This window comes from Pseudomonas sp. 37 R 15, from assembly GCF_900004865.1.
Classification (GTDB): Bacteria; Pseudomonadota; Gammaproteobacteria; order Pseudomonadales; family Pseudomonadaceae; genus Aquipseudomonas; species Aquipseudomonas fluorescens_AM.
On sequence record NZ_CVTV01000057.1, the window covers coordinates 81,967 to 102,310 of the forward strand.

The 20,344-nt window shown below is 64.1% G+C and carries 17 protein-coding genes and 1 pseudogene; 8 read left to right on the plus strand and 10 right to left on the minus strand.

Annotated features, from left to right (window positions below; genetic code table 11):
- Nucleotides 1-399 precede the first annotated feature (399 nt).
- On the minus strand, nucleotides 400-1,305 hold the full coding sequence (locus tag BFQ04_RS23085; RefSeq protein ID WP_065952804.1) for a LysR family transcriptional regulator: 906 nt from the start codon (nucleotides 1,303-1,305) through the stop codon (nucleotides 400-402).
- 212 nt (nucleotides 1,306-1,517) lie between these two features.
- Here BFQ04_RS23085 and BFQ04_RS23090 point away from each other — a divergent pair, with 212 nt between their 5' ends.
- From BFQ04_RS23090 to BFQ04_RS23115, 6 genes and pseudogenes are all read left to right on the plus strand, one after another.
- Nucleotides 1,518-2,129 (plus strand): cysteine dioxygenase family protein, encoded by a 612-nt coding sequence (locus tag BFQ04_RS23090; protein WP_065952805.1) that lies wholly within the window; start codon nucleotides 1,518-1,520, stop codon nucleotides 2,127-2,129.
- Complete coding sequence (locus tag BFQ04_RS23095; RefSeq protein WP_065952806.1) at nucleotides 2,126-3,709, plus strand: rhodanese homology domain-containing protein; 1,584 nt, start codon at nucleotides 2,126-2,128, stop codon at nucleotides 3,707-3,709. Before BFQ04_RS23090 ends, BFQ04_RS23095 begins: the two co-directional genes overlap by 4 nt.
- A gap of 83 nt (nucleotides 3,710-3,792) precedes the next feature.
- Nucleotides 3,793-4,767 (plus strand): ABC transporter substrate-binding protein, encoded by a 975-nt coding sequence (locus tag BFQ04_RS23100; protein WP_065952807.1) that lies wholly within the window; start codon nucleotides 3,793-3,795, stop codon nucleotides 4,765-4,767.
- A 10-nt stretch (nucleotides 4,768-4,777) separates the two neighbouring features.
- Nucleotides 4,778-5,017 (plus strand): annotated as a pseudogene (locus tag BFQ04_RS23105) (LLM class flavin-dependent oxidoreductase); the annotation flags it as partial.
- A gap of 114 nt (nucleotides 5,018-5,131) precedes the next feature.
- Nucleotides 5,132-6,301: an acyl-CoA dehydrogenase family protein gene (locus BFQ04_RS23110; RefSeq protein ID WP_065952809.1), complete on the plus strand. Its 1,170-nt coding sequence runs from the start codon at nucleotides 5,132-5,134 to the stop codon at nucleotides 6,299-6,301.
- Nucleotides 6,298-7,245, plus strand: coding sequence for a D-isomer specific 2-hydroxyacid dehydrogenase family protein (locus BFQ04_RS23115; protein ID WP_065952810.1), 948 nt, complete (start codon nucleotides 6,298-6,300; stop codon nucleotides 7,243-7,245). Before BFQ04_RS23110 ends, BFQ04_RS23115 begins: the two co-directional genes overlap by 4 nt.
- A 126-nt stretch (nucleotides 7,246-7,371) precedes the next feature.
- Here BFQ04_RS23115 and BFQ04_RS23120 read toward each other — a convergent pair whose 3' ends face one another.
- The 5 genes from BFQ04_RS23120 to BFQ04_RS23140 all read right to left on the minus strand — a co-directional run bounded on the left by BFQ04_RS23120 (nucleotide 7,372) and on the right by BFQ04_RS23140 (nucleotide 13,782).
- Nucleotides 7,372-8,124, minus strand: coding sequence for an energy transducer TonB (locus BFQ04_RS23120; RefSeq protein WP_065952811.1), 753 nt, complete (start codon nucleotides 8,122-8,124; stop codon nucleotides 7,372-7,374).
- Complete coding sequence (tolR, locus tag BFQ04_RS23125) at nucleotides 8,121-8,567, minus strand: protein TolR (RefSeq protein WP_065952812.1); 447 nt, start codon at nucleotides 8,565-8,567, stop codon at nucleotides 8,121-8,123. The genes BFQ04_RS23120 and tolR overlap by 4 nt, the downstream gene beginning before the upstream one ends.
- A 14-nt stretch (nucleotides 8,568-8,581) precedes the next feature.
- Nucleotides 8,582-9,274 (minus strand): protein TolQ, encoded by a 693-nt coding sequence (tolQ, locus tag BFQ04_RS23130; protein ID WP_065952813.1) that lies wholly within the window; start codon nucleotides 9,272-9,274, stop codon nucleotides 8,582-8,584.
- 47 nt (nucleotides 9,275-9,321) lie between these two features.
- On the minus strand, nucleotides 9,322-11,187 hold the full coding sequence (locus tag BFQ04_RS23135; RefSeq protein WP_065952814.1) for a phytase: 1,866 nt from the start codon (nucleotides 11,185-11,187) through the stop codon (nucleotides 9,322-9,324).
- 81 nt (nucleotides 11,188-11,268) lie between these two features.
- Nucleotides 11,269-13,782: a TonB-dependent receptor gene (locus tag BFQ04_RS23140; RefSeq protein ID WP_065952815.1), complete on the minus strand. Its 2,514-nt coding sequence runs from the start codon at nucleotides 13,780-13,782 to the stop codon at nucleotides 11,269-11,271.
- A 381-nt stretch (nucleotides 13,783-14,163) separates the two neighbouring features.
- Between BFQ04_RS23140 and BFQ04_RS23145 the strand changes: the two genes are divergently transcribed.
- Both BFQ04_RS23145 and BFQ04_RS23150 read left to right on the plus strand, forming a co-directional pair.
- Nucleotides 14,164-15,078 (plus strand): GGDEF domain-containing protein, encoded by a 915-nt coding sequence (locus tag BFQ04_RS23145; protein ID WP_065952816.1) that lies wholly within the window; start codon nucleotides 14,164-14,166, stop codon nucleotides 15,076-15,078.
- Nucleotide 15,079: 1 nt separating this feature from the next.
- The gene (locus tag BFQ04_RS23150) at nucleotides 15,080-16,117 is read left to right on the plus strand and encodes an AraC family transcriptional regulator (protein ID WP_065952817.1); all 1,038 of its coding nucleotides are present in this window, start codon (nucleotides 15,080-15,082) and stop codon (nucleotides 16,115-16,117) included.
- On the opposite strand, the gene BFQ04_RS23155 is transcribed toward BFQ04_RS23150, so the two are convergent.
- The 4 genes from BFQ04_RS23155 to BFQ04_RS23170 form a co-directional block, all read right to left on the minus strand.
- Nucleotides 16,104-16,985 carry a LysR family transcriptional regulator gene (locus BFQ04_RS23155; RefSeq protein ID WP_065952818.1) on the minus strand — a complete coding sequence of 294 codons (882 nt, stop codon included), beginning with the start codon at nucleotides 16,983-16,985 and terminating at the stop codon, nucleotides 16,104-16,106. The genes BFQ04_RS23150 and BFQ04_RS23155 overlap by 14 nt on opposite strands.
- A gap of 197 nt (nucleotides 16,986-17,182) precedes the next feature.
- Entirely contained in the window at nucleotides 17,183-17,800 is a 618-nt protein-coding gene (gene ycaC, locus BFQ04_RS23160; protein WP_065952819.1) for an isochorismate family cysteine hydrolase YcaC, read from the minus strand.
- Between the two features lie 22 nt (nucleotides 17,801-17,822).
- A complete protein-coding gene (locus BFQ04_RS23165) occupies nucleotides 17,823-19,661 on the minus strand; it encodes an amidohydrolase (RefSeq protein WP_065952820.1) in 1,839 nt (612 codons plus the stop codon).
- Entirely contained in the window at nucleotides 19,658-20,248 is a 591-nt protein-coding gene (locus BFQ04_RS23170) for an antibiotic biosynthesis monooxygenase (protein ID WP_065952821.1), read from the minus strand. Before BFQ04_RS23170 ends, BFQ04_RS23165 begins: the two co-directional genes overlap by 4 nt.
- Nucleotides 20,249-20,344: the final 96 nt, after the last annotated feature.

Sequence of the window (20,344 nt, forward strand, 5' to 3'; positions counted from 1 at the left end):
CGAGGTGCCGAGTGGTGGGGCAAGAGCCTTTTTGGTTACTTTTGGGGCTCTTTTCCAAAAGTGACCCGCTGTAAAAGCGGAACCGCCAGCCGCCATTACCGCAGAAACGGATATGTACTCGGGTCCAATCCAACATCCTGGTCGGCCCAGAGGCCGCCATCGGGGGCAAGCCCCCTCCCACATTGGACCGAGGCGTGTCAGTGAGTAGCTGTCGGCTGGGAGGTCGCCATCGGGGGCAAGCCCCCTCCCACATTGGATCGAGGCGTGTCAGGTGGGTAGCTGCCGGCTGGGTTGCCGCCATCGGGGGCAAGCTCCCTCCCACATTGGATCGAGGCGTGTCAGGTGGGTAGCTTCCGGCTGGGTGGCCGCCATCGGGGGCAAGCCCCCTCCTACAGGGATTCAGGCCGCATTGCGGATCTTGTGCAGCGAATCGGCCACCCATTTGCCAAACGCATCCACCGGCCCCTGCAGGTTGCCAAGGAAGTGCGGATAGACCAGCCATAAATCCATCACCGGCTTGAAATCCTTCAGCGGCATCACTGCCAGTTGCTCTCGATGGGCACTGCGCTCGAGCAGCGGACGCGGTACCAGGCCCAGGCCCAGCCCATCCGCCACCAGCCCCAGTTGCAACTCGGTGCCAAAGGTTTCCAGGTTGACCCGCAAGGCCAGCCCCTGATCCGCCAGGGTGCGCTGCAAGCCGGCACGGAAGCCACACCCGTCCGGGTTGAGGATCCAGCCGTTCTGGTACACGTCGGCCAGCTTGCACGGCTTTTTCGGCAGTTGCGCCTTGGCGCACACCACCACCAGTTCCATCTTGCCGATGGACTCACCGACGATAGTGTCCGCAAAGATCTTGCCCGCCGGGAACAACGCCACCGCCGCATCCAGCTCGCCGCGTTCGATCTTGCCCACCAACTGGCTGCCCCAGCCCGTGGCCACCTGGGCGCGCAGGTCGACGTACTCGGTGCGCAGGTGCTTGAGCGCATCGAGCAGCACCACGTCGCCGATGGTCTGCGGCACGCCCAGGCGCAACACGCCGCTAGGCGGTGCATCGGTGGCGACCAACTCGCGCAGCGCGTCCATCTCACGCAGGATCAGCCGGCACTGCTCATACACCCGGGTACCGATCAGCGTGGGCTTGAGGGGTTTGGTGTTGCGGTCGAACAGCTCCACCCCCAGTGCCTGCTCGAAGTTCTGCACGCGGCGGGTGATGGCCGGCTGGGTCAATTGCAACGACTCGGCGGCATGGCTGATGGACTGGCAACGAATCACTTCGACAAAGGCATCGATATCGTCAATTTTCATTTGGGCCGCACATAGAGAACAGTCATTAAGATGTGTCGCAAGCATAGTGGGCGCAACCCGGTCTGGATAGCCCGCGCAGTGATCGATAACGTCTAATGCTATGCAGCGCGGTTCTAAATTACTTGCAGCTATAAGCTAATCATTAAAAAATAGCATATTAACCATCAACATTATGCTTAGATAAACCTATCAAAACCGCCTATGGAATGTTCATGAGCCAGGCCCGACACCCCGAGAGACTGCGCGCCTTTATTGGCGCCTTGGCTGAGCTGATCGACGGCAACCCGCGCGAAGGCGACCTGCTGCACCGTGGCGGCAAGCTGCTGGCGCAACTGGTCAGCCACGACGACTGGCTGCCCGAGGAGTTCGCCCAACCCGACCCCGAGCGCTACCAGCAATTTCTGCTGCACGCCGATTCGCGCCAGCGCTTCAGCATCGTCAGTTTTGTCTGGGGGCCGGGGCAGCGCACGCCGATTCACGATCATCGGGTGTGGGGGCTGATCGGCATGTTGCGCGGTGCGGAGTTTTCCCAGGGGTTTGCCCGGACGGCCGATGGCGCGCTGGTTGCCGAGGGCACGCCGGTGCATCTGCGGCCTGGCCAGGTCGAAGCGGTGTCGCCCAGGATCGGTGATACCCATCAGGTGAGTAATGCTTACGATGACCAGGTGTCCGTCAGCATTCATGTGTACGGCGCCAACATCGGCGCGGTGCGCCGTGCGGTGTATCAAGTCGACGGCAGCGAAAAACTGTTCATCTCCGGTTATTCCAACGCCTACCTCCCGAATATCTGGGACTTGTCCAAAGAAAAGAGCCCTGCCCTATGAGCACCCTATCGACCCGCAGCTTTGCCCAGATTCGCCAGGCCCTGTTGGACCGCGAGGAAGTCGCCCTGGTAGACGTGCGCGAGGAAGCGCCGTTTGCCCAAGGCCATCCGCTGTTTGCCGCGAATATCTCACTGTCCAAGCTGGAACTGGAGGTGTATTCGCGCATTCCACGCCGCGATACCCAGGTCACGCTGTACGACAACGGTGAAGGGTTGGCCGAACGCGCCGCCGAACGCCTGGTTGCCCTGGGCTACACGCGGGTCAGCCTGCTTGAAGGCGGCCTTGAGGGTTGGCGCCAGGCCGGCGGCGAGCTGTTTATCGACGTCAATGTGCCGAGCAAAGCCTTTGGCGAACTGGTGGAAAACCAGCGCCACACGCCGTCCCTGGCGGCCGAAGAGGTCCAGGCGCTGCTCGACAACCAGGCCGATGTGGTGGTGCTCGACGCCCGGCGTTTCGATGAATACCAGACCATGAGCATCCCCACCGGCATCAGCGTGCCGGGTGCCGAGCTGGTGCTGCGCGCCCGTGAACTGGCCCCGGACCCGGCCACGCGCATTATCGTCAACTGCGCCGGGCGTACCCGCAGCATCATCGGCACCCAGTCGCTGATCAATGCCGGCGTGGCCAACCCGGTGTCGGCGCTGCGCAACGGCACCATCGGCTGGACCCTGGCCGGCCAGACACTCGCCCATGGCCAGGCGCGCCGTTTTGCCCCGACCGCTGAGGAACATCGGCGCAGCGCCGCCCAGCAGGCGCGCGGCGTGGCCGACAAGGCTCGCGTCGGCCGTGCAACCCTGGATGATCTGCAACGCTGGCAGCAGGATGGGGCACGCACCACTTACCTGTTCGACGTGCGCACCCCGGAAGAATTCGAAGCCGGCCACCTGCCCGGCGCCCGCTCCACACCGGGCGGGCAACTGGTGCAGGAAACCGACCACGTCGCCAGCGTGCGTGGCGCGCGCCTGGTATTGGTGGACGATGACGGCGTGCGCGCGAACATGTCGGCGTCCTGGCTCGCGCAATTGGGTTGGGAAGTCTTTGTGCTGGACGAGCTGCAAGACGCGCACTTCAGCGCACAGGGCGCCTGGATCGCCCCGGTGCCCGCGCCGCCCCAGGCCGAACTGATCAGCCCGCCGACACTGGCCGACTGGCTCGATCATGGCGACACCGTGGTGCTGGATTTCACCGCCAGCGCCAATTACGTGAAACGCCATATCCCCGGCGCCTGGTGGGTGCTGCGCGCGCAATTGCCCGAGGCCCTGGCCAAGGTGCCCACCGCGCAGCGCTACGTATTGACCTGCGGCAGCAGCCAGTTGGCACGCCTGGCGGTGGCTGAAGTTCAAGCGTTGACCGGCAGGCAGGTGTACCTGTTGCAGGACGGCACCGCCGCCTGGGTCGCTGCGCAACTACCGCTGGAAGCAGGTGAAAGCCATCTTGCCTCACCGCGCATCGACCGCTACCGCCGCCCCTATGAAGGCACCGATAACCCACGCGAAGCCATGCAGGCCTACCTGGACTGGGAATTCGGCCTGGTCGAGCAATTGGCGCGCGACGCCACCCACGGCTTCTACGTGATCTGATCCACCGCTGCACCGTTCCCGGAAATCCGACCCCTTCTCCAGGCGGAGGCATCTTCCCTTACCCAACGCCTGGAGTCTGTCCCATGCTGTCTACTACCCCTTTCAAGCGCCTGTTGCTGGGCGGCGCCCTGGCGCTCGGCCTGCTCGGCAACGTCCATGCCGCCGACCTGCAACCCCTGCGCGTGGCCAACCAGAAGTCGACGATCAAAGCGCTGCTGGAAGCCTCAGGCGAGACCCGAAACGTACCGTACGAAATCAAGTGGTCGGAATTTCCCTCGGCCTCGCCCCTGGGCGAAGCGCTGAATGCCGGTGCGGTGGATGTCGGCGCCTTGGGCGATGCGCCCTATGTGTTCGCCCTCGGCGCCGGTGCGTCGCTCAAAGTGATCAGCATCATCCACGCCGAAGGGCGTAACACCACCGCCCTGCTGGTGCCGCAGGGTTCGCCGATCAAGACCGCCGCCGACCTCAAGGGCAAGAAAATCGTCACCGGACGCGGCTCCATCGGGCACTACCTGGCGATCAAAGCCCTGGCCGGCGCAGGCCTGACCTCACAGGATGTGCAGTTCATCTTCCTGCTGCCCGCCGAATCGCGGCTGGTGCTGGACAACGGCACCGCCGATGCCTGGGCCACCTGGGACCCGTACACCACCGTGGTCACCTCGCAAAGCAACGCCCGTGTGCTGGTCAGCGGCAAAAACCTGTTGAGCAACCACCTGTACTTCGCCGCCACCGACAGCGCCATTGCCGACAAACGCGTGCAACTGGACGACTTTGTCGCCCGCGTTGACCGCGCCTATGCCTGGGCCAACCACCACCCCGACGAATACGCCGCCGCCCAGGCCAGAATCACCGGCCTGCCGCTGGCCGTGCACATCGAAGTGGCCAAGGACACCCGCCTGTCCCCGGTGCTGATCGACGACGCCGTGATCAGCGGCCTGCAAGCCACCGCCGACACCTACCAGAAAGAAGGCCTGCTGAGCCGGCATATCGACGTGTCGCAAGGCTTCGACAAAGCCTTCAACGCCCTGCGCGCCCCCAATTCCCAAGCCTCACGCTAAGGAGCAGCCCATGAGCAAGCCACGTCAATTGAAACTCGGTGCCATGGTGCACGGTGTCGGCCACGGGTGGGGCGAATGGCGTCACCCGCAGGCGCAGCCCGACGCCCGTACGAATTTCGGCTTTTACAAGCAGCAGACCGAATTGGCCGAAGCCGCCCGGTTCGACTTCGTGTTCATCGCCGACAGCCTGCATATCCACGCCAAATCCAGCCCGCACTACCTCAACCGTTTCGAACCGTTGACCACTATCCCCTGTGGGGGGGGGCTTGCCCCCGATGGCGGTGTGTCAGGCGGTACATACCTTGGCTGAACCACCGCTATCGGGGGCAAGCTCCCGCCCACATTTTTAATCGGGTACATGCTTATGACTCAATCGCCTCTACGCGCCGTGGAAGCCGTCGATTTCGACGCCACCCTCGAACGCCTCAGCGCCGAGCTGGCCAGCACCGCACACCTTTACGATGAAAGCGGCGCCTTCCCCCACGCCAACTTCGCGTTGCTGCACGCCCACGGCCTGACCGCGCTCACGGTGCCCAAAACCCTCGGCGGCGGCGGCGCCAACCTGCCCCTGGCGCGCAAAGCCATCAGCGCGATTGCCAGGGGCGAGCCCTCCACCGCGCTGATCCTGGTGATGCAATACCTGCAACACACCCGCCTGCAAGACAGCCAGACCTGGCCCCGGCACTTGCGGGTGCGCGTCGCCGAGGACGCGGTGAAAAAGGGCGCGCTGATCAATGCCCTGCGCGTCGAACCGGACCTGGGCACACCGGCCCGCGGCGGCCTGCCGGCGACCATCGCCGTGCGCAGCGCCGAAGGCTGGCGCATCAGCGGGCGCAAGATCTACTCCACCGGCAGCCATGGCCTGAGCTGGTTCAGCGTCTGGGCGCGCAGTGACGATGCCGACCCGCTGGTGGGCGCCTGGCTGGTGCCCAAGGACAGCCCCGGCGTGAGCATCATCGACACCTGGGATCACCTGGGCATGCGCGCCACCTGCAGCCATGAAGTGGTGCTCGACAATGTGCGGGTGCCGCTGGACCACGCGGTCAGCGTCAGCCCCTGGAGTGCGCCGCAGCCGGAGCTCGATGGCGAGGGATTCCTGTGGATGTCGGTGCTGCTGTCATCGGTGTACGACGCCGTAGCCCAGGCTGCGCGGGACTGGCTGGTGCACTGGCTGGAAGAACGCCAGCCGTCGAATCTCGGTGCAGCGCTGTCGACCTTGCCGCGTTTCCAGGAAACCGTCGGCCATATCGACACCTTGTTGTTTGCCAACCGCAGCCTGCTCGACGCCGCCGCCCACGGCCGTACCCCGGTCGCCAACGCGGCGCAATTGAAGTACCTGGTGACCGGTAACGCCATTCGTGCGGTCGAGTTGGCCATCGAGGCCTCGGGCAACCCCGGCCTGTCACGGCACAGCCCACTGCAACGGCATTATCGCGACGTGCTGTGCAGTCGCGTGCATACCCCACAGAACGACGCCGTGCTGCAAGGCGTCGGCAAAGCGGTGTTCGCCCAACGTCAGAAGGATCGCACATGAGTCAGGTGATTATTGCCAGCCAGTTGGACGAAGACTACAACGACGTGATCCGCGCGCGGCTCGCCACGCTGCATCCCCAGGCCCAGGTGATCGGGGTGCCGGTCGGCGTGCCCAGCGACCTGCCGCCCCAGGCGAATATCCTGCTGCTGCGCCCCATCAACGTGCGCGGTTACACCGCACCCGATACGCCGCCACCGGGCTGGCCCTACGGCGCGCAATGGGTGCATCTGGTGTCATCGGGCATCGACTTCTACCCGCAATGGCTGTTCAACGGCCCGCCGGTGACCACGTCACGGGGCAGCGCCGCCGACAACCTGGCCGAGTTCGCCCTGGCCGCAATCTTTGCCGCGTCCAAGCATCTGCCGGCTATCTGGGTGCAGGATTCGAAGTGGCAGTTCACCGCGTTGCGCCCGCTCAAGGGCACGACCCTGGGCATTCTCGGGTTTGGTGCGATTGGCCAGCGCCTGGCGCAAAAGGCCCTGGCCCTGGGCATCAAGGTCGTAGCGCTGCGCCAAAGCGCGACGCCATTTGGCGTCGACGGTGTGGAGCCGGCCAAGGATATCCACGACCTGTTCGCCCGTGCCGATCATCTGGTGGTGGCGGCACCGCTGACCGACGCGACGCGGCGGATCATCAATCGCGACGTACTGGGCAGCGCCAGGCCGGGGCTGCACCTGATCAATATCGCGCGCGGTGGGTTGCTGGACCAGGAGGCGCTGCTGGAGGCGCTGGATAGCGGCCGTATCGGGCTGGCGTCACTCGACGTGACCGAGCCTGAGCCGTTGCCGGATGGGCATCCGTTGTACACGCATCCGAGGGTGCGGTTGTCGCCGCACACCTCGGCGATCTCCACCCATAGCAAGGAGGAGATTGCCGATACGTTCCTGGCGAATCTGCAGCGGTATGTGGCGGGCCTTGAATTAGCCAACGTCGCCAACGCCTGAGGCCATCCAAACTGTGGGAGGGGGCTTGCCCCCGATAGCGGTGCATCAGTCAAATGATGCATTGGCTGACACTCAGCAATCGGGGGCAAGCCCCCTCCCACAGTTTTATCGGGGTACTGGTGGGTCTCATTTTATGCGGTAGTGAAAGGTGTTGCGCACCGCCGGTACGGCGACGGGCTTGCCGTCGACGATCCTCGGCTGATAGCGAAAGGTATTCGCCGCCGCCAGTGAGGGTCGGATAAACAATGGGTGACAGCCGTCCAGTACCTTGGGGTTTTCCACCCGGCCCTGGGGATTGACGGTGTATTCCACCGAACAGTCGCCTTCAATATTTTTGTCCAGTGCACGCTCCGGGTAGTCCGGGACGGCCTTGCTCAAGGGCTGGTACTGGCGGCTATCGAACGCCGGAGCAGCGGTGGGCGCGGGCACGGCGGCGCGGGCTTTTTCAGCAGCCACACGCTCCTGGTTCAGACGTTGCTGCTCCAGCTCCCGATTGCGTTGCTCGGCGGCCAGGCGCTGCTGTTCGATTTTCTGCGCTTCGACCCGTTTGCGCGCCAGGGCGGCTTTCTCAAGTTTTTGCGCCTGAATCTGCGGGTCAACCGTTGGTTTGGCCGGTACAGGGACAACAACAGGCTCAGGCGCTACGGGAGTAAGCGGGGCTACCGGCTCAGGCGCTGGCGCCGGCATCATCACCAACTGCGTGTGCATCACCCTCGGCGCGTCTGCCTGCGGTTTTTCCGGCGACCAGCCCAGCATCAGCGCCGCCGCTACCGCCACATGCAGCGCCACGGCCAGGCCTGCCGCCAGGCTGTTGCGCCACAGCCCGTCGCTGTCCGGCATCTGCGCCCGCGTCGCACCGTGCATGATCATCGCGGTCATTGGGGGGCCTCGGTCACCAGCCCCAGGTGGGTGACACCCCCCTTTTGCAACACCGCCATGGCGGCCACCACGCGACCGTACCCGGCGTTGTCGTCAGCGCGGATATACACCTGGGTGTCGCTGCGCGCCGCCACCACCTGCATGACCTTGGCGCCCATGTCTTCCAGGCTCACGGCGCTGTCGGTCTGGTGCCGTGTGTCGAGTTCGCCGCCCAGGTTCCAGTAGTAACCGCCGTCCGCCTTCACCGACAGCGTGAGGATTTGCTGGCGGGTGTCGGTGGCCAGCGCCTCGGCGGCGACCTTGGGCAATTCGATCTTCACGCCCTGGGTCAGCATGGGCGCGGTGACCATGAAGATCACCAGCAGCACCAGCATCACATCGATATAGGGCACCACGTTCATCTCGGCCTTGGGCCCGTGTTTGCGTTGCGGCCTGGTCAACATCGGTTCGCTCCTGTTCAGGCGGCCACGGCCAGGTTGATTGAGGTACCGCGCAGGGCGCGATGCAGGCGCACTTGCAGTTCGTTGCCGAAGGCGTAGTAGCGGGTGAGCAGGGTCTGGCTGCGCGCGGCAAAACGGTTATAGGCGATCACGGCCGGAATCGCCGCAAACAGGCCAATGGCCGTGGCGATCAAGGCTTCGGCAATCCCCGGCGCCACCGTGGACAAGGTGGCCTGTTGTACCTGGGACAAGCCCAGGAACGAATTCATGATGCCCCACACGGTGCCGAACAACCCGATATAGGGGCTGACCGAACCCACCGTCGCAAGAAACTGCAGGCCCTTTTCCAGCTCCAGCTCCTGATCGGTGATTGCCACCTGCAGCGCACGTTCCACGCCTTCGAGCACCGCAGGGTCATGGGTGTGCAGGTGCTGGTATTCCTGCATACCGGCGATAAAGATCGGCGCAACACCGTCCTTGCCCGCCTGCACGGCGTCGCGGTACAGCGGCTGTAAGTCCGATGCGACGCGAAAGCGCGCCACGAAATCATTCAATTGCCGCTCCAGGCGCCGCAGCACACTGCCGCGCCGAATGATCAGGTACCAACTGAGCAGGGACGCCAGCAGCAAAGTGATCATCACCGCCTTGACCAACAGGCTGGCATCGCTGATCAAGCTCCAGATCGTCATATGTTCCATCGTCGCGTGCATGGTGAAACTCCTATTCGATTAAAAACGGATGACTGCGTGATGACAGCTCAAGGCAGTTTCAGCGCGCGGGTCACCTCGGCCCAGGGCACGAACTTGAAGTTCTGGGCTTGCTCGGGCATGCGCTTGCGCCCGTCCTGCACCACCAGCATGCCCTGGCTCCACGGTCCGCCCAGGTTGATGGCGGTGGCTTCCAGGCCGTCGGTTTCGGAGGCCCCGTCGATGCCGGCGGCGGCGTTCAAGCCGACGCGAAAGGCACCGTGCACGGCGAACGGCGGTTCGGCATCCAGCACCACGTAGCTGTCATTGCCCTGGCTCGAGATCACCAGGTAATCCCGTGCGACGCTCTGGTACAGCGCCAGGCCTTCGACATCCGCGTGCAGTTGCGCGCCGACCTTGATCACGCTGGTCAGCGTGGCCGGTTGGTCGGCGCGGGCATCCAGCGCCCACACGCCGACGTCCTCCTCCCCCAGGAACAAGCGCTGGCGTTGGTCATCGGCCACACAACCTTCCGGCTGGCTGTCGACCTTGAACTGTCGCACCAGCTCGCCCTGCACACGCCCGGTCGGGGCACTCAGGCGGTATTGCAGGAAGGTGCCGTCCTTGCCGTTGGCTATCGCATACAGCTCGCCGCCGGCGGGCTGGAACAGGCAGATGCCGTAGATCTCTTTGAGCGGCGTCGGCACTTCGCCGGCTTCCTGCAGCTCGCCGCTCTGGCGGTCGATGCTGAACAGGCTCAGGCTGTTGCGATCGCGATTGCTGGCGACGGCGAGGTCGACGGTCTGCGTGCCCAGCTTGAAGTTGGGGCGTACGTCGACATTGTTCAGGCGCCCGACCGCCAGTTCCTGCAGCAGCTTGCCGTTGAGGTCATAGGCGAGCAGGCCGTGCTTCTTGTTGGTGCCCAATACGCGGCTGTGCGTGGGTGTGTGCGGGTGAATCCAGATGGCCGGGTCATCCGCCGCATCGCCCTGGCGACTCACCGGCTCGGTCTGGCGCAGAGCCGTGACCTGCGCCAGCCCCGGGGCGGCCGGTACCGGCGTGGCCTGCCAGTCGAGTTTGCCCTGGTAGAGCTGGCCGCTGTCATCATCGCGTACCAACAGATGCCGGCCGTTGATCGCCAGTTGCTCCGGCTCCTTGAGGCCCGGCAAGGTCAGGCTCGATTGCTCGGCCCAGCGTTCGCCGGTCTGCTGGAACAGATGCAAGCGAGCGGTTTTCGGGTCCAGCGCCACCACCCCACCCGGCATCAGCGCCATGGCGCCAGCTTCGCGCCCGAGATTGTCGAACAGCGCCACGGGCGTGCGTTTCACCTCGGCTTCCGGGTGCGCCGGGTAGGCCCACCAGCCGACGTTTGCTTCGTTCACCAGCAGGCGCTCGGCCCCATCGTCCACCTGACAGAACTGCGCCGACGGCGGCAGCGGCAGGCCGCGCACGCGCTGCGCCTGGGCCAGCAGCGTCGCGCCACTGCCCACCAGCCATTGCTCGCCCTTGCCCTCCTCACCCACCAGGAACACGAACAGATTGCCCGCCGCATCGCGGTACAGGCACAGGCCGTTCACCGGGAAGTCGCGGGTGGGCAGATACAGCGGCTTGCCCCAGGCCTTGCCAGCGACATCAAGGCTGATCAACACGGCCTGCTGGCGGTCGTTGTCGAGGCTGGCGACCAGCGATCGGTTGCCGGCGGTGCGGCTGTCGAGGCTGCTGAAATTGCCGTTGAATCGGGCCAGTTCGGCGCCTTTTTCGTCAAGTAGCAACAGGCCATCGCGGGTACTGGCGACCACAGGGTCGGTGCGGTTGGGCAGGAATGCGACAGCCTCGGCATTCAGGCCCGGCGCCCAGGGGGTCAGGGCCAGGTCAGTGGCGAATGCATTAGCGCTGATGACCAGCGCGATCAGCAGGTACAGCCTGGAAGTTCTCATGAACAGGCAAATCCTTCGAATACGGTGAAGATCCACTGTGGGAGGGGGCTTGCCCCCTCCCACAGTGGGAATGGGTTGAATTCAAAAATGGGTGAAGGTCAGGCCCAGCTTGTAAGTGGGCCCGTACTCTTCGTACTGGCCGTTGTAGCTGCGGTGGCCGGTGTAGACGAAGTACGACTCATCCGTCAGGTTCTGTGCCTCGAAGCTCACTTGCAGGTTTTTGCTCAGCGAATAACGCGCGCTGAAATCGACGAAGGTCTGCGCATCCACATGCAGGTCATGGGCTTTGTCGTTGATCGACGCCAGCTCGTACAGGTAGGCCGACTTGTAGTTGGCGGAGAGGCGCAGGCTGAGTTTCTCGTCTTCCCAGCCCAGCATCAGGTTGCCGACGCTGTCCGACTGGTTGGGCAGGCTGATGTTGCGCTTGCGGTTGCGCCCGCCGGCACTGTCGAAGCCCTCGATGTCCGCGCTGGAGCGGCTGAAGGTGCTGTTGGCGCCGATCAGCAGGCCGTTCCACGGCGCGGGCAGCCAGTCGAATTTTTGTGAGTAGGCCAGTTCCAGGCCATACAGCTTGGCGCTGTCACCGTTGGCAAAGGTGTGGGCCTCGGCGAAGTTGGTCCAGGCGCCCGTGCCAGCGACGTCGGTGTTGTAGACGAAATTCTGGATGTCCTTGTAGAACACGAACGCCGACACGCTACCGGCGCGGCCCATGAAGTGTTCGATGCCCAGGTCCAGGTTGCTCGACTCCAGGGGCTTGAGGTCCGGGTTGCCGAAGGTGGCTTCGTCATCGTCGATCACGAAGCCTGGGGCCAGTTGACCAAAGGTCGGGCGTACCACGGACTTGGTCCAGGCGGCACGCAGCTGGGTGTTCTTGTCGATCTGGTAGCGCGCGTGCAGGCCCGGCAACCAGTGGTGATAACGGCGTTTGGTCTCGGTGGTGCTGAACTGACCGTCCGTGGCGCCGGTGCCCTTGGCGTCGAATTCGGTGCCCTCGTAGCGCATCCCGGCAATGAACCGCCAGTCGTCGATGTCGACGGTGTTCATCAGGTAGCCGGCGTTGATGTCCTCGCGGATTGTGAAGTCGTTGACCCGCGATTCGGTCGGGTCGTAGAAGTCATCACGGTTGAGGCCACCGATCAACTGGCGGATATTGCCCGCGCTGATGCCTGGGCCAAAGCGGCCGAGACGGTAGTCGACGTTGCCCTTCTGGAACTGCGTGAGGTTGAGCTGCTCGTCAGTGAAGCCCTGTTCATCCAGGTCCTTGTAGGCCCAGGCTTGCAGGTCGTTGTCTTTATGACGGCGGCTGACCTTGCCGCCGAACTTGAACTGTGAGGCGTAGCCACTCAGGTCATAGTCACGGGCCAGGTCCAGGCGCAGGTTTTTCTCGGTGTCCTGGGTGTGCTGTTTCTCCCAGTCGACTTTATCGAGGCTGAAATTGCCGGCGTCGTAGAAGCCGCTGCCGATGATCGGGCGTGGCTTGGCCTTGTCGTAGAAACCGCTGCCTGCAAAGTCACCGCCGTCAAAGGTGGCCCCGGCGATATGCACCGGGCTGTCCTCACTGGAGCGGCTGTAACCGGCCTGGCCACTCAAGGTCCACAGGCCGAGCATCCGCTCGCCGCCGAACACGTAGGACTGGATCTGCTGGGTTTCTTCGCGGTTCTTGAGCTTGCGCTTGCCGTCGGCCTCGCCCAGTTCGCCCGGCGCTTGTGGTTCCGCGAATTCGAGGCTGGCGGCGTTGCGCGTTTCGGTGTCCTTGTAGCGGCTGTAGAGGGTGCGCAGGTAGTAGCTGCTCAGGTCATCGGGCTTGTAGTCGAAGTTCAGGCCACCACCGGCGCGTTCGCGGCTGATGTCGTAGTCGCGCTGCTCGAACTCGTTGAGCCTGGCGCCGTTGCGAAAATCCCAGGCGCCGCCGGTTTCGACGTTGTCCGAGCCGAAATCGCGCTTCTGCCAACTGAGGGCCGCAGCCACGCCGAAATTGTCGACACCCTCGCCAAGGCTGAAGCGGTTGCTGGCGGCGCCGGAGAATTTCGGGCTGGTCTGGCGGGTGTTCTTGTCGTAGCTGGCCTCGGTGCTGCCGGTATAGAACAGGCCCTTGTGGTCGAACGCCGACAGGCTTTTTACGTCGACGGTGCCGCCGAGGGAGTTGGCGTCCATGTCCGGCGTCAGCGTCTTGATCACCGACAGCGACTGCACCAGTTCCGAGGGCAGTACGTCGAGAGCCACGGCGCGGCGCTCGCTTTCGGGCGAGGGCACCAGAGTGCCGTTGATGGTCACGCTGTTGAGGTCCGGCCCCAGGCCGCGCACGCTGACAAACCGGCCTTCGCCCTGGTCACGTTCGACGCTGATCCCCGGCAGGCGCTGCACCGCTTCGGCGACGTTTTCATCCGGCAACTGGGCCACACCGTCGGCATGCACCACGCTCTTGATGCTGTCGGAGACGCGTTGCTCCCTGAGGGCGCTGCCAATGGCGGCGGCCTGCCCGACCACATCGACATGCTCGGTGGTGGCCGCTTCGGCGGCGTTGAGCCGCTCGCAGGCGATTGCCAGGGCCAAGGCGGTAAGCGTGAAGCTGACGAGCCCGGTGCGCTTGTACATGAAACCCTCCCCAAGAATCCGTTGGCGCCAGGCAAGGGACCCGGCAACTGGGAGGGCAAGCTAGGGGTGGGGGATGACGGTTCTGTGACAGCGTTGGGTAGCGAGGCCCGTAAACCGGGGCTTTGAACGAACTCTTGGCTCACAATGAGCTGATATGACCGGTGAAAATCCCCTGTGGGAGGGGGCTTGCCCCCGATAGCGGTCTATCAGCCAGCTTATTTGTCGCTGGCACACCGCTATCGGGGGCAAGCCCCCTCCCACATTGTTTGACTTTCATTGCCGGTCAGATGAGCTGATTCGACCCTCCCCCACCGTCATCCAACCGTCACATGCATCTGCTGTGCTGGCGTCCATCGCTTACCTGTCCAAGGACCCGCAGCCATGTTTCGCGTGCTCAAACCCCACCGCTGGAAACTTGCCCTGTTGCTGATCGCGGCCAACCTCGGGCTGATCCTGCACCTGGCCTGCGGCGAGCTCAAAAGCATCAGTGAATGGGTGTGGCTGGATATCGTCGGCGAAGGCGGTTCGGCGCTGCTCGCGCTGATCTGGCTGGGCCTGGTGCTCAAAAGCCGGCCCGCCGGACGGGTCACAAACTACCTGGCACTGGGTTTGTCGTGCATCTTCTTTTCCTGGTGGATCGACAGCCTCGACGAGTTCATCCGCCTGCCCGACAGCATCACCTGGGACCACTGGCTAGAATCGGGGCCGATGCCGGTGGGCATGATTCTGCTGACCATCGGCATCTACCACTGGCACCGCGAACAACTGGCGATCAGCGCGCAGATGGAAAAGCGCGAGCGGCTGTTTCGCGAGCATCGGCTGTTCGACAAACTCACGCCCCTGGCCGGTGCCGACTACCTCAAGCGCCAACTCCAGGAGAGCCTGCACGACAGCCGCGACCAGCAGCAACCGCTGTCGCTGCTGGCCCTGGACCTGGACCGCTTCGCCGCCGTCAACCAGGCCTACGGGCATGCCGAAGGCGATGCGGTGTTGCAGGCGGTCAGCCATGTGCTGCTGCTCAACCTGCGCCGTCAGGATTTGTTATGCCGCCTGGCCGGCGACCGGTTTGTGGTGCTGCTGCCCAACACCGGCGAGCGCCAGGCCCAGGGGCTGGCGCTGGAGTTGCAGCAGGCGGTGCAGAGCCTGGCGCACAAAACCCGGCTACAGGGCGAGCGCCTGCAGCTGGCGGCGACCACGGCGGTGGTGATGGCCCTGGACGAGCCGCCCCACGAACTGCTCAAGCGTCTGAACCTGGCGCTGGCGCGGGCCAAGCAACCCCTGGCGAAAAGCGCCTGAGATGGCGGTGAAAGCCAACTGGTATGAAAGCGACAGCCGCTTCATTCCCGGCCACCACCAACCCGCTACGTTGATCGACCTGGCCTTGTCCCGGGACATCGACAGCCATCGCCTGCTGCGCGGCACCGGGCTGTTCCATGAGGACATCCTGGCCGGCGACGCCCACTTGAGCCCGCAGCAGTTGCTCGGTCTGATCGGCAACAGCCGCAAGCTGCTGGACGCCGATGACAGCAGTTTCCTGTTTGGCCAACGTCTGCTGCCCGGCCACTACGGCGCCGCCAGCCATGCACTGGGACATGCGCAGAACCTGCACCAGGCGCTGGAGATCCTGATCCAGCAGCACGTACTGCTCAGCCCGCTGGTCACGCCGCACCTGGAGCTGGATGAGCACCACGCCTACCTGTACTGGCTGGACAGTTGCGGCGCCGGCGAGCAGTGGCGCTTTTTGCTCGAAGCGAGCATGACCGCGCTGGTTGCCATGAGCCAATGGCTCGGCGGCGAGCGCCTGCCGTGGGTGTGCAGCTTCAGCCATGCCGAGCCGCGGTACGTAGAGCAATACTGGGTGCACCTGGGCGAACAGACGCGCTTCGAACGCCCGCTGGACATGATGTGTCTGCCGCGCGAGTACCTCACCCGCGCCTGGCCCGGCGCCTCGGCCACGGCCGGCCAGGTGGCGCGCCAGCACGCCCGCGGACAGATCGAACAGTTGGGTTTTGCCGCCAGCTTTCTCGACGGCCTTAACGACTACCTGCGCGAGCACGTGCGCCAGCCGCCCAGCCTGGAACAGGCCGCACAGGCCTTCGCCATGAGCCCGGCCACCCTCAAGCGCAAGCTGCACAAGCACGACACCGGCTATCAGCAACAGGTGGACCGGGTGCGCAAGCACATGGCGTTGCACCTGTATCAGGTCAAGGGACTGAGTAACGACGAGGTGGCCGCCTACCTGAACTTCAACGATGCGGCGAACTTTCGGCGCGCGTTCAAACGTTGGACCGGCAGTACGCCCAACCTGATCCGGCAGTTGTTCAGCAGCCGCTAGCCAGGCGTTCGCGCAGGAATTCGACCAACGCCTGCACCGGCCGCGAACTCTGTCGGTGCTGGGGGTACACCGCCGACAACGTCAGGGCTTCGGGGGCGAAGTCGTCCAGTACGCTGACCAGGCGACCATCCTTCAACGCATCGCCGACGATAAAGGTCGGCAGGTAGGTCACGCCCAGGCCGGCAATCGCGGTGTCGCGCAGCAAATCGCCGTTATTGACGCGCATGCGCCCGCTCACATTCAGCGCCTGCAGCTTGCCCTTGAAACGCCATTGCACCTGGCGACCGTGCCCGTAGGGCAGGCAATCGTGATCGGCGAGGTCATCGGGTTTGTGCGGCGTGCCGCGCAGGGCCAGGTAATCGGGGCTGGCGCAGTAGACGCGCGGGATGCTGGCAATACGTCGGGCGATCAAGGTGGAATCTTCCAGGGTGCCGATGCGCAGCACCAGATCGTATCCCTCGCCGATCAGGTCCACCGGGCGGTCGCTGAGGTCGACTTCCACCGCGACGTCCGGATAGCGCTGCAGGAACAGCGGCAGCAGGCAACCCAAATGCGCCATGGCAAACGACAGCGGCGCGCTGAGGCGGATGGTGCCGCGCGGTTCGCTGTTCTGGCCGGCAATGCCCTGCTCCACTTGCTCGACATCACTGAGCAGGCGCAAGGCCGATTCGTAGTAACTCTGGCCCAGCGGCGTGACATCCAGGCGGCGCGTGGAGCGGTTGAGCAGGCGCACGCCCAGGCGGTCTTCCAGCTGGATCAGGCGGCGGCTGACGAACTGCTTGGACAGGCCCAGTTGCTCGGCAGCGGCAGTGAAACTGCCGGACTCCATGACCTGGCAGAACAGGCGCATGTCTTCGAAGGGGTTCATTGTCGCTTCTCGGTGGACGATGGGCTGTTTTATAACCGGTCAGTGGTCACACCACAAACCAAAAGTGTGAGCACAGTCAAATGTGGGAGGGGGCTTGCCCCCGATGGCGGTGGTTCAGACACAGCAACTGTGACTGTTGCACCGCTATCGGGGGCAAGCCCCCTCCCACAGGGATTACCGGTAACGTTGAGACCGGTTTACTTGGCGGTGAACGCCGAGTAGCTGTTCATCAGGTTGCGGTAGTTGGGGATGCGCGGCGACAGCAGGTTGGCCAGGCCTTCCATGTCGTTGCGCCAGTCAACCTGCAGCTCGCAGGCCACGGCGAACCAGTTCACCAGTTGCGCACCGGCGGCGGTCATACGCGCCCAGGCCGCTTGTTGCACGGTTTCGTTGAAGGTACCGGAGGCGTCGGTGACCACGAACACCTCGAAGCCTTCATCGAGGGCACACAGGGTCGGGAACGCGACGCACACATCGGTCACGACACCGGCAATGATGATCTGCTTGCGGCCGGTGGCCTTGACGGCCTTGACGAACTCTTCGTTGTCCCAGGCGTTGATCTGGCCAGGGCGAGCGATGTACGGCGCGTCCGGGAACAGCGCCTTGAGTTCCGGCACCAGTGGGCCGTTGGGGCCGCTTTCAAAGCTGGTGGTGAGGATGGTCGGCAGGTTGAAGAACTTCGCCACGTCGGCCAGGGCCAGCACGTTGTTCTTGAATTCGTTGGGGGAGAAATCCTGCACCAGCGAGATCAGACCGGTCTGGTGATCGACGAGCAGGACAACCGCGTCATCTTTGTTCAAGCGCTTGTAAGTCATGGGTTAACTCCTTGGGTTTTGATTAGAAGGCAAAGCACGAGCAGCCGAACGCACCCCAGAAGCCCTGGAAGTCGCTGACCGGCACGCTGGAAAGACGGGCCTTTTCATGGCTGTGGGCATGCACGCCGCAGGGGCCGCTGCATTGGTGCAACTGGGCCTGCAGTGGCGAGCTTGGGCACCAGTGCCACGGCACCTTGACCACCGGCGACCAGTCCGGCAGTACCGGAACGCGCGGCGGTGCGTAATCGTCGAAGTCGCCGGCGCCATACACCACCTTGCCGCCGACCACGGTCAGTACCGACTCGATCCACTTGATGGCTTCTTCGTCAACGCTGAAGAAATCCGCCGACAACGCCGCAACGTCTGCCAGTTGGCCGACCTTGATCTGGCCTTTCTTGCCCTGCTCGGACGAGAACCAGGCGCTGCCGTGGGTGAACAGCTCCAGCGCGGTGAGGCGCGGCAGGCCCTCGGCGTGCAGTTCCAGGCCACCGACGGTGCGGCCGCTGACCATCCAGTACAGCGACGTCCACGGGTTGTAGCTCGATACCCGCGTGGCATCGGTGCCCGCGCCTACCGGTACGCCTTCGGCGAGCATGCGCTTGATCGGCGGCGTCGCTTCGGCGGCCTTGGCACCGTAGCGCTCAACGAAGTATTCGCCCTGGAACGCCATGCGGTCCTGGATCGCAATACCGCCGCCGAGGGCACGCACGCGCTCGATGTTTTTCGGGGTGATGGTTTCGGCGTGATCGAAAAACCACGGCAGGCCATTGAACGGAATGTCGCGGTTGACCTTCTCGAATACGTCGAGCATGCGCGAGATGGATTCGTCGTAAGTGGCATGCAGGCGGAACGGCCAGCGCTGTTCCACCAAGTGGCGCACCACCGGTTCCAGCTCCTGCTCCATGGTCAGCGGCAGGTCCGGACGCGGTTCGAGGAAGTCTTCGAAGTCGGCGGCGGAAAACACCAGCATCTCGCCGGCACCGTTGTGGCGCAGGTAGTCATCGCCCTGATGCAGGGTGACGCTGCCAGTCCAGTTCTTGAAGTCGCTGAGCTCTTCCTTGGGCTTCTGGGTGAACAGGTTGTAGGCGATGCGCACCGTCAGCTGCTGGTCCCTGGCCAGTTGCTCGATCACCGCATAGTCGTCGGGATAGTTCTGGAAACCGCCGCCGGCGTCGATGGCGCTGGTCAGGCCGAGGCGATTGAGTTCACGCATGAACTGGCGGGTGGAGTTGACCTGATACTCCAACGGCAGTTTCGGGCCTTTGGCCAGGGTCGAGTACAGAATCATCGCGTTGGGCCGCGCCACCAGCATGCCGGTGGGGTTACCGTTGCTGTCACGCACAATTTCGCCGCCCGGTGGGTTCGGCGTGTCCCTGGTGTAACCGGCCACGCGCAACGCCGCACGATTGAGCAAGGCGCGGTCGTACAGGTGCAGCACGAATACCGGGGTATCCGGCGCGGCCTGGTTGAGTTCTTCAAGCGTGGGCATGCGTTTTTCGGCGAACTGGAATTCGTTCCAGCCACCCACCACGCGTACCCATTGCGGCGTGGGAGTACGGTCGGCCTGGTCCTTGAGCATGCGCAGGGCATCGGCCAGGGACGGCACGCCTTCCCAGCGCAACTCGAGGTTGTAGTTCAATCCGCCGCGGATCAGGTGCAGGTGCGAGTCGTTGAGGCCGGGAATCACGGTACGGCCCTTGAGATCGATGACCTGGGTGGCGCTGCCGCGCAGGGCCATGGCTTCACCGTCAGTGCCCACTGCGACGAAGCGCCCGTCACGAATGGCGACGGCGCTGGCGTGTGGGTTTTCCCGGTCCACGGTGTGGAACTGGCCATTGAACAGAATCAGATCGGCGTTCATAGGGTTTCCTTTACAGAGGCTTCGAGCCAGGGAGCGAACAGGCGGGTGGCCGCCGGCATCAGCAGGTAAACCACCAGCAGCACGATGGTCAGGGTGACCAGGAAGGTGGAGACCACGTAGTTGGACAGAAACGGATGCAACCGCAGGATCGGCCCCCAGATAAACGGCAGGAGCAGGGTTTGCGGCAGGATCACAAACAGGCTCACCACCGCCTGCTTCCAGCGCGGCGGCTTGGCGGCGCCGTCGGCCTGGGGGGCGAACCAGAATTCATTGGCACCGCCGATTTCAGTCTGGTCGCCGTCAGCCAGCATCGGCGCGGCTTCGTCGATCAGGGCCTGGCGTTGCGGGGACTCGAGCCACAACTCCAGGGCGGCGGTGGAGCGATAGCGCAGTACGCAGGTAAACAGGGCCATGCCGCTCTGCTGGCTGCGCACGACGTCGACGCCAAGGTGGCCGGGGCGTTCACCGGCGATGCGCACGATGCGGCGCAGCCAGGCTTCGTACTCGGTTTCACGGCCGGGCTTGACCCGGTGCTTGACGACCAGCGTGACGACTTCGTCGGGGCTGGTGTTAGGTGTTGGGTCCATGATGGGTGTTTCCCCCCGGTGCATTGAGCGATGGGGGGAGTTTGCTGGGCAATGGCAGTGGAGAATTGAATGTATGTGCTGTTTGACCCAGCCGTT

Excerpts from the sequence above, each read along its gene's own strand:
- BFQ04_RS23085 (WP_065952804.1), bottom strand. The coding sequence starts at position 1,305 with ATGAAAATTGACGATATCGATGCCTTTGTCGAAGTGATTCGTTGCCAG.
- BFQ04_RS23090 (WP_065952805.1), top strand. The coding sequence starts at position 1,518 with ATGAGCCAGGCCCGACACCCCGAGAGACTGCGCGCCTTTATTGGCGCC.
- BFQ04_RS23095 (WP_065952806.1), top strand. The coding sequence starts at position 2,126 with ATGAGCACCCTATCGACCCGCAGCTTTGCCCAGATTCGCCAGGCCCTG.
- BFQ04_RS23100 (WP_065952807.1), top strand. The coding sequence starts at position 3,793 with ATGCTGTCTACTACCCCTTTCAAGCGCCTGTTGCTGGGCGGCGCCCTG.
- BFQ04_RS23110 (WP_065952809.1), top strand. The coding sequence starts at position 5,132 with ATGACTCAATCGCCTCTACGCGCCGTGGAAGCCGTCGATTTCGACGCC.
- BFQ04_RS23115 (WP_065952810.1), top strand. The coding sequence starts at position 6,298 with ATGAGTCAGGTGATTATTGCCAGCCAGTTGGACGAAGACTACAACGAC.
- BFQ04_RS23120 (WP_065952811.1), bottom strand. The coding sequence starts at position 8,124 with ATGACCGCGATGATCATGCACGGTGCGACGCGGGCGCAGATGCCGGAC.
- tolR (WP_065952812.1), bottom strand. The coding sequence starts at position 8,567 with ATGTTGACCAGGCCGCAACGCAAACACGGGCCCAAGGCCGAGATGAAC.
- tolQ (WP_065952813.1), bottom strand. The coding sequence starts at position 9,274 with ATGCACGCGACGATGGAACATATGACGATCTGGAGCTTGATCAGCGAT.
- BFQ04_RS23135 (WP_065952814.1), bottom strand. The coding sequence starts at position 11,187 with ATGAGAACTTCCAGGCTGTACCTGCTGATCGCGCTGGTCATCAGCGCT.
- BFQ04_RS23140 (WP_065952815.1), bottom strand. The coding sequence starts at position 13,782 with ATGTACAAGCGCACCGGGCTCGTCAGCTTCACGCTTACCGCCTTGGCC.
- BFQ04_RS23145 (WP_065952816.1), top strand. The coding sequence starts at position 14,164 with ATGTTTCGCGTGCTCAAACCCCACCGCTGGAAACTTGCCCTGTTGCTG.
- BFQ04_RS23150 (WP_065952817.1), top strand. The coding sequence starts at position 15,080 with ATGGCGGTGAAAGCCAACTGGTATGAAAGCGACAGCCGCTTCATTCCC.
- BFQ04_RS23155 (WP_065952818.1), bottom strand. The coding sequence starts at position 16,985 with ATGAACCCCTTCGAAGACATGCGCCTGTTCTGCCAGGTCATGGAGTCC.
- ycaC (WP_065952819.1), bottom strand. The coding sequence starts at position 17,800 with ATGACTTACAAGCGCTTGAACAAAGATGACGCGGTTGTCCTGCTCGTC.
- BFQ04_RS23165 (WP_065952820.1), bottom strand. The coding sequence starts at position 19,661 with ATGAACGCCGATCTGATTCTGTTCAATGGCCAGTTCCACACCGTGGAC.
- BFQ04_RS23170 (WP_065952821.1), bottom strand. The coding sequence starts at position 20,248 with ATGGACCCAACACCTAACACCAGCCCCGACGAAGTCGTCACGCTGGTC.